The organism is Brevibacillus jepli, assembly GCF_047229145.1.
Lineage (GTDB): Bacteria > Bacillota > Bacilli > Brevibacillales > Brevibacillaceae > Brevibacillus.
Window position 1 is genome coordinate 90,977 of sequence record NZ_JBFEFW010000016.1, and the last position, 12,579, is coordinate 103,555.

14 protein-coding genes are annotated in these 12,579 nt (G+C 38.8%); 2 read left to right on the forward strand and 12 right to left on the reverse strand.

All coding sequences use genetic code 11. The features are described 5' to 3' along the window. Positions 1 to 8 precede the first annotated feature (8 nt). Together AB1L17_RS18345 and AB1L17_RS18350 are read left to right on the forward strand one after the other, a co-directional pair. Complete coding sequence (locus tag AB1L17_RS18345; RefSeq protein WP_412846394.1) at positions 9 to 1,850, forward strand: ABC transporter ATP-binding protein; 1,842 nt, start codon at positions 9 to 11, stop codon at positions 1,848 to 1,850. A 32-nt stretch (positions 1,851 to 1,882) separates the two neighbouring features. After that, positions 1,883 to 2,023: a hypothetical protein gene (locus AB1L17_RS18350; RefSeq protein ID WP_412846395.1), complete on the forward strand. Its 141-nt coding sequence runs from the start codon at positions 1,883 to 1,885 to the stop codon at positions 2,021 to 2,023. Between the two features lie 301 nt (positions 2,024 to 2,324). Here the strand turns inward: AB1L17_RS18350 and AB1L17_RS18355 are convergent, their stop codons facing one another. The 12 genes from AB1L17_RS18355 to AB1L17_RS18410 form a co-directional block, all read right to left on the reverse strand. After that, the gene (locus AB1L17_RS18355; protein ID WP_412846396.1) at positions 2,325 to 3,065 is read right to left on the reverse strand and encodes an ATP-grasp domain-containing protein; all 741 of its coding nucleotides are present in this window, start codon (positions 3,063 to 3,065) and stop codon (positions 2,325 to 2,327) included. 628 nt (positions 3,066 to 3,693) lie between these two features. Next, positions 3,694 to 4,455 (reverse strand): DUF6615 family protein, encoded by a 762-nt coding sequence (locus AB1L17_RS18360; protein WP_412846397.1) that lies wholly within the window; start codon positions 4,453 to 4,455, stop codon positions 3,694 to 3,696. A gap of 612 nt (positions 4,456 to 5,067) precedes the next feature. Beyond that, positions 5,068 to 6,624: a recombinase family protein gene (locus AB1L17_RS18365; protein WP_412846398.1), complete on the reverse strand. Its 1,557-nt coding sequence runs from the start codon at positions 6,622 to 6,624 to the stop codon at positions 5,068 to 5,070. Between the two features lie 203 nt (positions 6,625 to 6,827). Beyond that, positions 6,828 to 8,249 (reverse strand): hypothetical protein, encoded by a 1,422-nt coding sequence (locus AB1L17_RS18370; RefSeq protein WP_409176441.1) that lies wholly within the window; start codon positions 8,247 to 8,249, stop codon positions 6,828 to 6,830. A gap of 412 nt (positions 8,250 to 8,661) precedes the next feature. Then, positions 8,662 to 8,832 (reverse strand): IDEAL domain-containing protein, encoded by a 171-nt coding sequence (locus tag AB1L17_RS18375; protein WP_157696755.1) that lies wholly within the window; start codon positions 8,830 to 8,832, stop codon positions 8,662 to 8,664. A gap of 29 nt (positions 8,833 to 8,861) precedes the next feature. Further along, the gene (locus tag AB1L17_RS18380) at positions 8,862 to 9,671 is read right to left on the reverse strand and encodes a recombinase family protein (RefSeq protein ID WP_412846399.1); all 810 of its coding nucleotides are present in this window, start codon (positions 9,669 to 9,671) and stop codon (positions 8,862 to 8,864) included. Positions 9,672 to 9,858: 187 nt separating this feature from the next. Further along, complete coding sequence (locus AB1L17_RS18385) at positions 9,859 to 10,371, reverse strand: HGGxSTG domain-containing protein (RefSeq protein ID WP_412846400.1); 513 nt, start codon at positions 10,369 to 10,371, stop codon at positions 9,859 to 9,861. A gap of 102 nt (positions 10,372 to 10,473) precedes the next feature. After that, positions 10,474 to 10,659: a hypothetical protein gene (locus tag AB1L17_RS18390; RefSeq protein ID WP_412846401.1), complete on the reverse strand. Its 186-nt coding sequence runs from the start codon at positions 10,657 to 10,659 to the stop codon at positions 10,474 to 10,476. A 123-nt stretch (positions 10,660 to 10,782) separates the two neighbouring features. Next, the gene (locus AB1L17_RS18395; RefSeq protein WP_412846402.1) at positions 10,783 to 10,947 is read right to left on the reverse strand and encodes a hypothetical protein; all 165 of its coding nucleotides are present in this window, start codon (positions 10,945 to 10,947) and stop codon (positions 10,783 to 10,785) included. Then, entirely contained in the window at positions 10,944 to 11,075 is a 132-nt protein-coding gene (locus AB1L17_RS18400) for a hypothetical protein (protein WP_412846403.1), read from the reverse strand. The genes AB1L17_RS18395 and AB1L17_RS18400 overlap by 4 nt, the downstream gene beginning before the upstream one ends. Then, entirely contained in the window at positions 11,068 to 11,544 is a 477-nt protein-coding gene (locus AB1L17_RS18405) for a hypothetical protein (protein ID WP_412846404.1), read from the reverse strand. Before AB1L17_RS18405 ends, AB1L17_RS18400 begins: the two co-directional genes overlap by 8 nt. Before the next feature lie 167 nt (positions 11,545 to 11,711). Continuing rightward, positions 11,712 to 12,578 (reverse strand): DNA adenine methylase, encoded by an 867-nt coding sequence (locus AB1L17_RS18410; protein ID WP_412846405.1) that lies wholly within the window; start codon positions 12,576 to 12,578, stop codon positions 11,712 to 11,714. Between the last annotated feature and the right edge of the window lies 1 nt (position 12,579).

Here is a 12,579-nt window from a genome sequence, read left to right on the forward strand (position 1 = left end):
GAGACTACATGTACGGACCAACAGAGGATTTGTTTACCCTAAAGACTGTCATCCAGTCTTTTCGAAACTGGCCAAAAATTTTTCGACTTTTCTGGACTGTACAAAAAGGATATTTTGTAACCATTGTCATTCTGAATATACTCCAAGGGCTGTTTCCTGTTGGTATGCTGTATGTTACCCAGGAACTTGTTAACGCTGTTTCCAGTGGAGCAAGCCAAGAAGGGGATACTGTCTTAATCAGCTTCCTTTTCTTCATTTCCTTCATTTTAGTGAAACAGCTCGTTACCCTCATTCAGAATTATGTCGAAGGATTGTTTCAATCCCTGCTATCAAATCGCCTCCGTGAAATGGTCTTGGAAAAAGCAAATGCGATGGGGTTAGCTGATTTTGAAAATGCAGAGGTGCAAGATCAGCTAAAACGTGCACAACAAGAAACGAGCTACCGGCCCTATCAGATTTTTGAGCTGGTTCTTAGTATTGTATCCGGTGTTATTTCTCTGGTATCTACTTCGCTGTTTCTGATCTTTTGGAAGTGGTGGGTTGTTTTCATCCTGGTGTTGTTTCCGCTTATCTCCTTCTATTCCTATTTGCGATTAAGCCAACAGGAGTTCTATATTCGTTGGAGCAGAGCTGAAAGGGAGAGAAGAGGCTGGTACATCAGTCATTTATTAACCCACGATCGTGCATTTAAGGAAGTACAAATTTATAAGCTTGGCTCCTACCTCATCACACAATTTCGAGATATGATCACACAGTTTTTTTATGAAGACAAAAAGATCGCCACAACTCGTTTGAAGACCTCACTTGTTTTCGAAAGCTTGACGATTGCGATGATTGGTTTTATGAGCTTTATCGCTATAAAAGCAGCTTTTCTAAAAGAGATTCTGCTAGGTAATTTGGTTAGCTATATTCAGGGGATTACATTAACCCAAACAACATCGCAGTCATTGATGCATTCCCTGATTGGACTGTCTCAGCACAACATGTTTGTGGAACAGTTGTTTCTCTTTTTGGAAAGAGATTCGTCTGATCCTGTCAAGCTACAGAAAGTGACTATCACCACTCCTCAACCGAACGACCCTTTTGTCCTTGAAAGTATTGAGTTCGTCAATGTTTCATTTACATATCCGGAAACAGAACGATCCGTGCTTCAAAATCTCTCTTTCAAGATAAACAAAGGAGAGTCGCTGGCGATTGTAGGAGAGAATGGGTCTGGCAAAACGACATTAGTTAAACTGCTTACCTTGTTATATAAGGATTATGAAGGACAAATACTAATAAATGGAACCGACTTAAACGCTTTTGATTTAGAGCAGATTCGAGCAAAAATCGGGGTTGTCTTTCAAGATTTTATGCAGTATGAGATGTCTATTCGTAGTAATGTCGGGTTCGGTGATCTTTCTCTTCTTCACCATGATGACAAGCTCTATCACGCACTTGAAAAATCAGGCATGCGAAGCTTGGCAGAAGGTCTTGAACAAGGATTGGATACTCAGTTGGGAAAATGGTTCACGGAAGGTCTCCAGTTATCGGGTGGACAGTGGCAACGCATTGCCATTGCTAGAGCTTTCCTCCGAAATGCTGATCTCTATATTCTCGACGAGCCAAGTGCATCCCTGGACCCTGTGGCAGAAAAAGAAGTATTTGATGCATTTAACCTGTTGACCAAGGAGCGAATGGGAATTTTTATTTCTCACCGTTACTCATCCGCTCAGTATGCTGATCGAATCATGGTGCTGGATAAAGGGAGAATCGTTGAATTTGGCACACACTCCGAATTGATCCGTTTACAACAAAAGTATGCCAGCTTGTATAATCTGCAAGCGTCACCCTTTGTTTCCCAAAGTTGACACACACTTTGCTAAAAAAGGAGCGGACGAATTTGACTTTTCTTGCGGCGCTAATGAACAGCTTTGCTCACATTGGAGCGATTCATATTGCCCTCGTCATCTTGATTGTGATTGGGATATGGAAATGGGTTTCCAAGAAGAAGAAGAAAAATGATGAGTCTGGGGAAAGTTAACGTAAACTTGAGAAGCTTTTCTCCATCTGATTTTCTCTAAAAAGCACACATGGATAATCTGCACGATAGGCTGACGATTCCGGTGCCAAGGCACTGCGAAAAGTCAGCCTTTTTGATTTTATTATGCCTTATGCCTCGGACGATTTGGTCTAATTTCCAAGGCTTTTGAAAACAAGATCCATATTGAATTTATCAATAACCTATGAGATTCCTATCTGCAAGGAAAGCTTTACTAACCGAAATTTCGAAATAGCTTTGTAGCAAGGTTCGTACATAAAACGAGCGGCATGAACACTTTAAACTATAAACTTCTTAAATAATCTTTCGTTCCTGTTAATTCAGACCATCTGGCTGAAAGAAACTTCGCATAGTTTATAGGAGCGATTCCATAGGTCCCTAAAGAATGACCATCATTAATCTCTACCAGCTTCATATTCCCATCTCGATCTATTCCAAAATCCAAACCATATGCGGCTGGCGCATCAATAAAATCCTTAACAGCACTTTGTATAACACGTAGATCTAATTTTGAATCCCAGGCACCTTTATACTGCCTGACATCAAGTATTTCTCCATATCGTATAAAGCAACGCCATTCCGTCACAAAATCAACGATTTCCGAACACCAAATATTCGTATCCTCATGTTGTTCAATCAATCCTATAAAATCTTTATAGTCTTTAACCACTTTTCCAGCGAATTTTTTTGTTATGTCTTTTGGCTTTACAAAAACATTCCAATCCTGTTTATTCTCAAAAAGCTGTTGAATCGTTGTCGTCCATATTTTCCTGCCAAAATAACTAGACAAAGAATCTGGATAATCTATCTCTCCTTGGCTTCTTTCTATCCCCAATATTTCAAGACGTCTTCTCACGTTGCCAATACCGCCAACTACTATATCTTCTGGATTATTTTCTTTCACTTCATGAACATCATGAAACTTAATGATCTCCCATCCTAATGAAGTGAAACCTTCAAAAGCAATAAATGCATTTACATTGTAAAATTCTCCACTTTTGTTTGTCTGTATATACGCTCTCATCCATATCGCACCTTCATTTCACATACATAATTTACCTACCATTTATCATAACACGACATGAAAAAACATAAGACAATATCTAACACATCTGTAAATAATAAAAAAGAAGCTGCGATGGACAGCTTCTTCCCTGAATATTCGATCATTATTTCGGTACCCCGGCTTATACTTTGGATTCATGCTCTCACCATACTACTCTATCGTTTCATAACGATTATCTTCTATTGCCTGCTTAAGCCATCCATCGATCCGTTCCTTAGGCAGTAGAATGTTTCCTCCATAAGCATTATTCCTATGAAAGTCCCAATCTCCATATACGAGCATATGGTACTGACTATCTATTGATTATTCGGACTCAGTACCGCCAGTGTTTACTACTCTTCTAGGCTCCACCAACATGATAGGCATTCCTTTCAATAGTAGTTGGCCGGTAATCCTGAGATTGATCGTCCGGCATGAGGACTCTCATCTTTTCACATAATCGATAACGATTATCATTATTAAAATATTCGAACAATAAAAATGCCGCACCCGGCTAATGCTCAAGCAGCCGGATAGCCGCATAGTGAAATTTTAACTTTAATTTTATATACTCATTTATTGTTGAATTAACTCTATTTATCTCCAACTAATCAGAGAAAGTATTAATAATTAGGATTCTTTTGGGCATGATCTCAATGTTTTTATCATATAACTCCGAATTAAACAGAAAATCACTTTGAAGATTACTAAGATTTATTTGATAGGGCCTTACCTCTTCATATCCACTACACGCTAAAGGATGAACTGAGTTAGTAAAATGAGGCGTCCCAATATTCGGACATTTAATTAAACACCTCCATGGAATACTTCTAGAATCACTATGTAATGCTTTAAAACTCTTATCAGCTCTTTTACCAAATGCTACCCTTACAGTATCAATTGGAACTACAGTACATCCTAATTGTTTTTCCTCATAATTTAAATTACAATTCCAGTACTGTGATAATTGAGGGTCTTCTAAAAAATTATAAAAACAATATAGGGGAATACAATTATTTGCTTTAGAATACTTTTCAAGAATATCTATCTGATAATCATTTCCAACCTTATGCCGTAACTTATTATACTTGCCATTTGGGAAGAGTTTTTTTGCTTGAACTGCATACCTCCACCATCCTGTGGAATTCGAACCTATCCACCATTCCCAATCTAATCCAGTTAGTCCCTCATCATCTTTATTACTTTTAGATACCAAGATATTAGCTAATGCTGCTCTCTTTATTTCTAGTAAATTAATGTCGGTTATCGTTTCTTCTGATTGTCTACAATCCAATTCCTCACCAAACTTAATTCTTTCCCATGTATCAACAGCTAATCTTTCAAAAACTTCTATAGCTTTAGAATTCACATTGTTACATCTCCTTGTAATTGTTTATTACAATTATATCATTTTCCTGTAGAAAATGTAGAATCTTGTCAAATTATCACAGTTCAATCGTTATAATTTTTTAATCCTATTAAAAATATTTCCATTCGTACTTAGAAACTCACTGTAGAATTACGGCTGACTAGTAATATTCAGAAATAACCAAACCCGAAAGTGATAAACTGTGAACTGATATTAGAACTTGTTCAGCATTCTGTTTACCCTGTTGAGAACAGAGAGAAACAAAAGGTGACTGATGAGATCGTCGAGATGGTAAAGGACCGATGGAAAAACGAGGCAGAAACAATAGGATGCAGATTTTTTGAGAGGTGAAGGGAGATTTTGATGCGCCAATAGATGAGGATGAGGATGAGGATGAGGATTACCAACCGGTAAAATTCACTATTGGTTATTCAACTTTTTGTGAAATTGTACAAAACATTAAGTGATTAGGATAAAATTGCATTTCAGACTCAATTAATTATTTCTAATAAAAATAGGCTTATCTCTAAGCCATGAGTTTGTTGTATACTCGCCATTTTAATTGTATTTCTAACCACATTGCTAGGTCATGAAAAAATAATTATCCGTCATTTATGATAAGGCTCTGCGCTCGTTGTTTGCTGGTAAACATATATCGTCACCGATCCAAAGGGATACTCGTTCCAACTTCTTTCTGTCTTTCGACACTTTTATTTCTTTAATTACAGACCGAATCAATACCTTCTTTTCCTGCTCGTCAGCCACTTCAAATAATCTATCAAAATCCTTGAGCAATTCGATTACCATCTTAGTGTTAATCTGGGTACCGTTATTAAGCTTACCTAACTCCCTTTCTACCTTTACCATCATTTCATTAGTCTCGTCTATTTCCTGCTGTAACTTACTTGAAAGTCTCTTAAAGGTGTTGGCATCCAATTCATCAAGTAAATATTTTTTGTCTAACGAATCAAGCTTTTTTGTTTGCTTGGCCGCTTGCAACTTTAACTCATTCAGTTGAAGTTCCAGTGGTCTTTTGTCCTGTAATGAATCCTCTTCAAGTTTTTTTAGAACATCATCTACGACATTCATATTGCTAATCGACTCGCTTAAAACGTACAGAACTTCTTGTTCAATCCAGTCGGCTCTTACCAAGTTTGATGAGCATCCAACCTTTCCTTTCTGATGATAACTCTGGCACATATAATAACGGTGGTAATCATTCTTGCTTCGCATTTTGATCTTATGCATAACCATTCCAGCCCCACACTGTGGACACTTTATAACTCCCGATAGAAAGAAATTCCCGCTGTATGACTTTATTGGCATAAACGTTTGTTTATGCATATTGTTAATTGCCTGTACTTTCTCCCATAATTCTAGAGAAATAATTTCCTTATGCCTACCTTCCCGTTCCGGCATTTCTTCTACTTTCCCTTTTCTTCTCTTAATGTTCCAGTCTTCTTTTTTCCCCCATGTATTGATTCCAACATACTCTTTGTTGTGTACGATACGTCTTATTGCGTCTATACCAAAGTTGTTGCCCTTCTTAGTTTTGCATCCTGAAGAGTTGATTGTATTAGCAATGGCTTTATAGCCTATTCCTTGCGCTCGTAATTCAAATATCTGTTTTACTACCTGTGCCTCCAGTTCATTTATAACTAATCGTTTATCCATAACATCATATCCAAACAGTATTCCACCATTAAATTCTCCATTTTTTGCCTTCTGCTTCATCCCTGACTTAACCCTATCAATTGTGACCTTCCGTTCATATTCAGCCCAAGTTCCTTGCAAACTAATAAACATTTTTCCATTTGTGGATGATGAATCGATGTCACAGGTTTTTACAAGTAATTTCATATCTCTTGGTTCTAATTCATTGTCTATAAGAGTCAGAATATCCTTATTGCTTCTTGAAAGACGATCTAACCTCCACACTAAGATCGCCTCGAACTTATCCTGAACCATATCCCGAAAAAGGTGTTGTATTGCAGGTCTATTAAAATCTTTGCCAGAGTATCCTCCATCACAGTACACATCAAATACTGTATAACCTTTTGACGCAGCATATTCTCGTAACTCTTCCTCTTGTGCTTCTAGGGAACACCCCTCATTCCTTTGTTCTTCTGTACTGACTCTAATATAAATGGCTGCCTTGTCGTTCCCCATATTTTTCACCTCAGCATTTCTTTTATGAGAAAATAGGTAAGCGCTAAACACCCGTGCGCCTACCTATTTTGAAAAACTTAATTATTTCGATTTCCTATGAGCATACTTTCTGATCAATTCAGCAAGAACTCTAACAACTTCTGTTCTCTTGACGCTCTCTGCTGATGGCTTGACAATTTGATTACCAGTCATAATGCCACCCCTTAACTAACGCTTTTCGTAGATTGCTTCATATGAAGATCGAGAATGCAGCGTCTAACATGATACAGTTCTTGCTCAGCTTTAGCTTTTTGTTCGTCTAACAGGTCTACAACATCGGCTACCTCACAGAGGTTTAGAGTTGTACCGCCAACTTTAGCATTGAATCTAACTAAATGCCCAATGGCAGCGTCTAACGCTTGAATCCTTTGCTTCAAGTATTCTTCCCTCACATAATGTCCTTTGATTTGCTTGTCTTTCATAAACGCTTCCTCCTTCAAGAAATTTGCTGACATCCTATATATATTAAAGAAAGCGTTTTCATAAAGTGGAGGATAAAAAAAGTTGAAATTTTTTTGTTGGGCTCTTGAAGAAGGCACACTCCAACGAGCACCTGTCTTTTTTCTCAACTCAAATAACCCAGTCATTCTTTGCTGGTTTAATCGTTTGCGTACTCCTGTATTGTTGCGAAGTATACGATATTTTCCAAAATCTGCACAACCTACGTTTTTGCTGTCGTTTTCTTCTCTCGGTTCATCGTATACTGTATTTGTTACTGCCATTTGTAACTGTCGCTCTTGAACTTGTGGTTCCTGCTGCCCAAGCAATACCCCACACAGTTCTTCTAATAGCGGCTCCCATGCTTCCCTTGCTAACTCGTTGAAATCCACTTGAGACGAAGGAGCAAGGGTTTCTTTTACTACTTTCCTTGTGTACCAATCTTTCTTCTTTTCAATCTCTACTCCATCTCTTAATTGGCGTGCCTGTTGTGCTCGCTTCTTTGGCAGGTTACCCCAATCAGTAACTACCGCTGCAAAGTAGTGCTTGTTCTGTTTTGGTGGGTGATGGAGTAACTCTTCTACTGGTATCCTCTTTTCTGGCTTATCTACAATCTCAATTCGGGTTAATTCATGGTCAATAACAACGTTCTGATTCTCTAGTAACTCCAATCTCTTATTGTAATTTCGACAGAAACCATTCGTTTTACGTTGGTGCTTATCCCCAAAATAACGTGTTCCCTTGTAATGTTTCATCTTTCGCCGACCGTCATTAGGAAAAACCACCACATCTTTCATAGAAGCTTGAACATCATATGCTAGGTCACAGTTCACATAATAAATACCGTTTGCGACACGGCGCAATCTATCCAAAACTCCCTTGAAATGAAAGTAATATTCCGGGCGGGTTTCTAAACGCAATGTATACGTGCTTCCTTCTGGCTCTCTCCAGTTTCTATAAAACACATGCAAATACGCTCCGTCTGCCTTCCTCAGATGCAATTCATGACTGTATCCATCCCCATGGTACATCGTCTGTTTGTATAGCTCGCCGCTTTTCGCCGCTCGAATCACCAAGCCGTAATAAGCTCCAAACGTAACATCTGTATATTCCACCACAAATTTGTCGATGGACACTTTAGCTTTCATCACTTGCTGCCCTCCCATTCTCACTAGCTTGTTACTGTCCATGCTTGTGTATTTTTTAAGACTTACTCGACTAATTATTAATTATCAGGCTTTCGCCTATTTTCAGGTCTTTAGACGTAAAAAAACACTTGTCGCCCATGACGGGCAAATCAAGTGTTTGAAAATTGAAAAGTTGGAAGAGTGTCAAGTTTGTTTGGTCAATCTTGCTAAACAAAAATCCGTATATTGTGTGAGGTTATTATGACATCTGGGCAGACAGGAGTCAATAGTAGTCAGTCATTTTGTTTACTATCACCAACGAGCTTTCACGCTCTCACCGCTTGCTATCCTACTGCGGCGTAATTAACGGTAATACCCACTGAAAACGTTATCTCGCCCGGTTCTCGTTGGTCTCTGACTTGTTCCCTCTGTGCTAGTCGAGTACGCCTAATTCACGGCGTGCTTGGATTTCCAGCTCACGCAACCACTTTTGCTTTTTGACTAGTTCCTCAAACCATTCCTTGTCCTTCAAAGCTAGAGCCATGTCAATCATTTCGTCGTAGTCCTCTGAACACATCATCATTGCTTCTTGAAATTTGCTCATTTGTCTAACCTCCCATTGTTAGTCGACGATTAGCTAACTTGCCTTGCCTTGTTCCACAACTGACGGCTAATGATACGAGGGAAAACATCTTTCTGTCTGATACCGTTCCGTTCTTTTTCCCCGTTGTAGGTATTGAAACCTGTATACGTCTCATTGTTCAAAATGTTTTGAACCTGTACGACAGTCCAATCCTTCCCTGTTTTAGTGCGAATGCCCGCTCGGTTCAATTTGCAAGCGATTTTGTATGGAATATTCCCCTCTACATAGAGTTGAAATATGTTCTTTACCGTTTGTGCTTGTTGCTCATTTATGATTATAATACCATTTTGTACCTGATACCCAAAGGCAGGAGCGCCGCCAGCATATTTATTTCCCTTGGCGGTGGCGATTCGTCCGCCTTTTGTCCGTTCGTTAATGGTCTTCCGTTCAAATTCTGAAAAAGAGCCTATCATTTGCAGGAACATCATCCCTGACGGTGTGGAAGTATCAAAGTTTTCCGACACGCTAATGAAGGCAACCCCTTTAGGCTCCAGTTCATCCTCAATCAATAATATCAAGTTTCTTAACCTTCTATGTATACGGTCTGCCTTCACTACGACGACTCCCGTCACTTCGTTTTCAGCCTGCTGGACATATTGCATCATGTCTCTGTATCCTTCACGTTCAGTCGTACTTCCACTTTCTCCTTCATCCTTAAATATTCCTGCCAATTCCCAGCCTTGACTGATACAGTACGCTTCAATCTTTTTCACTTGCTCCGCTATCGAAGTATTCTCTATCTGACTATCTGAGGAAATTCGGGCGTAGCCAACCACTCTCTTCATTTTCATGTTTCCCATGTCCAGTGCCTCCTTTTTTGTAAACACTATACGACCTAGATTAAGGAAATTACAATTCCTTTTATCCTTCCTGCCGTTCTTTTACCGTGATCGTGGTAAAACAAATTTATTTTGAATTTTGTCATCCTACTGTTTCAATCACAAAAAAGGGAACGAACAAGCTTCGTCACCTGTTTGTCCCTCTCTGTTAGCGTTGGTATTCCTTCCTTGCATGATCTTTCCTTGCGCGCTCAAGTATTTCAGCTAGCTTATCTAAAGACCCATCATTCTTACCTTTGTTCATTTCAAGCAACCTGCTACTCTCTCTTACGAGGCTCACCATGTTCATTTCAATTCTCGTTATTCCTTCTTCAATGGATCGTATGACAGCAGGATTCGGTTTTTTCCTTTGCTGCTCTTGATTTATGCGATGCATCATGCGCCGTATGCGTATCTCCGATAATTTGAACCTATTTTCAACTTGCACTGTCGGGTCAGTTGAAACCAGATCAAACAGTTCCTTCTCTTCATCCGTCAATGTATCTAGCCATATCGTTTCATACAGTCCATGCTTCAAGGCGTTCTTGTTCCCTTTCAGTTTGTTGGGGTCTTTCGGTCCAGTAGATTTTCCCCCATGAAATCTACAACGTCCGTTTGCTAGGGCAGCTTTCTTACAATGTTCGCCGCTTTTCGTCTTCGCTCCGCATAGCTTTTTCTCCATACTTTCACCGCCTAACCTCAATTCATGGGGTTCGTTTCCCTGACCGGGGGAGGTCTACACGCCCCCAGCCGCTCAATCTCTATCAATATCAATGTTTCAACATTAACTGCTTTTACTTATTTCTTGCTGTGCCTTTACTTTCCTGAATGCTTCAAACTCTTCACGCAGTCCTGCCGCGTTGATGTAATCTATATAGTCGTCTAACAGATATGCTGTGTTTAAGTTGATCTCTGTTTGCAAACTTAGTTGTTCCCATAGGAACTTTTCATGCTGTGTCATTTCGTCCATCTTTGTTATGCCCTCCTGTAACTATGTAGTTTGGTTTATGTCGTGTTTCAATGTTCGGGGGCTAGAATAATACGGTGCAAGCTACCCGCAACACATCTTTGCCCCCTCTCGTTGGTGCTCGTATTACTGCATTACTTCCTTTGCCTTACGTTCCCAATATCTACGCTCATATTCTTTTTTCTTCTCTTTATTGCCAGGGCGCTGTATCCATTTACGGCGATATTCTCGTTCGTATTGTCTTCTATATTCACGTCGTGCTTCCAATGCTGCTGGGCTCAATGGTTTCATTCGTTTATTCCTCCTATGACCAATTCAATAATATCCTCATCGTTCACAATCTCAATGAATCCATCTTCTGCGATGGCACTAACAATTTCGTCTAGTGGTTCAAGCTCTTTAGTCAAATACTTATTCAATTCTGTTTCCCTCCAATTCTTTCAGCTTTGCGCGTTGCGACACCAACAACTGCTTTGTTTCCTGAATACTTTCCTGTGCTCTCTTTACCATTAGAGTAGCTTCCCGTTCTACTTCAACGAGTTCCTGTTCCTTACGTTCTAATACACCGTGGTTAAATAAGATGGTTTCCTTTAATCCTTCTGCCTCACGTTGTAATACATGGATTCGACTGAGAATTTCCAGTCTTGGGAGCGCCTCTTTCTCATCCCCCATCTGATCGATGTATTTAGCCCGCTCTAGTAGTTGACTGATCTCTACTGCGGTCCTCGAATCTGTACTCCTTGAAGCTTTTAATTCTGTAGCCTGCTTTCTCAATTCCTTCGCTTGCTCCCAATATCCATGAACCTCGTCCATTAACGCTTCATATTCTGCTTGGGCATCTGCAATTAATCCTATCGTTCCCTCTTTTTCATGTACCCGCTTTGCCATCTGTTTTCTTCCTCCTTTGATTTTGAGCATGAAAAAAAGCTCATTCCTAACTCATAGTTCAAGTTGGAATAAGCTTTTAAAAGTTTATCAAGTATTTGTAAAGTTGTTTGTGTTTAGTTTGTTGGTTGTATTTTAAGATCTTGTTTATTAAAAGTAAACTATTAAAATCAGTTCTTATAAATATTCTCCTCAGGTATTATTATATTATCACTGTAAATCATTACTTCTTTCCCCTGATATCGGTTTGCCGCACTATAGCTAAGGGAATATACTTGTTGTCTGTACTTTCCGTACAAATCTTTTATTTCCTGAACGTTATCATAAGTGATAATCCACTTATGCTTTAACTTGGTTGACACTTGTTCATAAACATTAGAGTGATCTTCCGGCTTATAATGGTTTTCATATAAATCTTGCCCTTTATTGAAATAAGGCGGGTCAAGGTAAATAAACGTCTTTTCAGGAAAACTTGGAATAACAGTACTAATGAAATCAGATGCGTCTAGGTTATACAACTTTATTCTATTACCATACAATGAAATTTTCTCAATTCTATCAATGAGGTTTTTTTTATTATACCTTGCATCTATCTTCCATTTGCCATCCTGGTTTCTACCTCCAATTATCCCACCTTTAATAATTCCCGATCTATTACTTCTATTTAAAAAAAATGTTGAAAATCCTAATTCTAACATAGAGTAATTGTCTGTATTCTTCTGAACTTCTTTCTGTATATCCCAATTTTCAACAGTGACTTCAGTGTCATGAATTAGTTGACACAGATCATCAGTTTGATGTAAAACTGCATGCCAAAATGCATATATAGATTTATTAATATCATTAATACAAATAGATGAAACATATTCCTGCATAAGTAGACATATTGCCACCCCGGCTCCACCAGCATAGGGTTCAACATAAATGCCATCCAGCAAATTATTAGTTTCAATCATCTTTTTAATATACTTTGTTAATTTTGACTTACCTCCTGGATACCTTAACGGAGAGTATTGATGCATTAAATAGTCCACCACC

Bases quoted from the DNA above. Each gene is read 5' to 3' on its own strand.
- AB1L17_RS18345 (WP_412846394.1), top strand. From the start codon at position 9: ATGTACGGACCAACAGAGGATTTGTTTACCCTAAAGACTGTCATCCAG.
- AB1L17_RS18355 (WP_412846396.1), bottom strand. From the start codon at position 3,065: ATGAGAGCGTATATACAGACAAACAAAAGTGGAGAATTTTACAATGTA.
- AB1L17_RS18365 (WP_412846398.1), bottom strand. From the start codon at position 6,624: ATGGGGAACGACAAGGCAGCCATTTATATTAGAGTCAGTACAGAAGAA.
- AB1L17_RS18370 (WP_409176441.1), bottom strand. From the start codon at position 8,249: ATGAAAGCTAAAGTGTCCATCGACAAATTTGTGGTGGAATATACAGAT.
- AB1L17_RS18375 (WP_157696755.1), bottom strand. From the start codon at position 8,832: ATGAGCAAATTTCAAGAAGCAATGATGATGTGTTCAGAGGACTACGAC.
- AB1L17_RS18380 (WP_412846399.1), bottom strand. From the start codon at position 9,671: ATGGGAAACATGAAAATGAAGAGAGTGGTTGGCTACGCCCGAATTTCC.
- AB1L17_RS18385 (WP_412846400.1), bottom strand. From the start codon at position 10,371: ATGGAGAAAAAGCTATGCGGAGCGAAGACGAAAAGCGGCGAACATTGT.
- AB1L17_RS18390 (WP_412846401.1), bottom strand. From the start codon at position 10,659: ATGGACGAAATGACACAGCATGAAAAGTTCCTATGGGAACAACTAAGT.
- AB1L17_RS18395 (WP_412846402.1), bottom strand. From the start codon at position 10,947: ATGAAACCATTGAGCCCAGCAGCATTGGAAGCACGACGTGAATATAGA.
- AB1L17_RS18405 (WP_412846404.1), bottom strand. From the start codon at position 11,544: ATGGCAAAGCGGGTACATGAAAAAGAGGGAACGATAGGATTAATTGCA.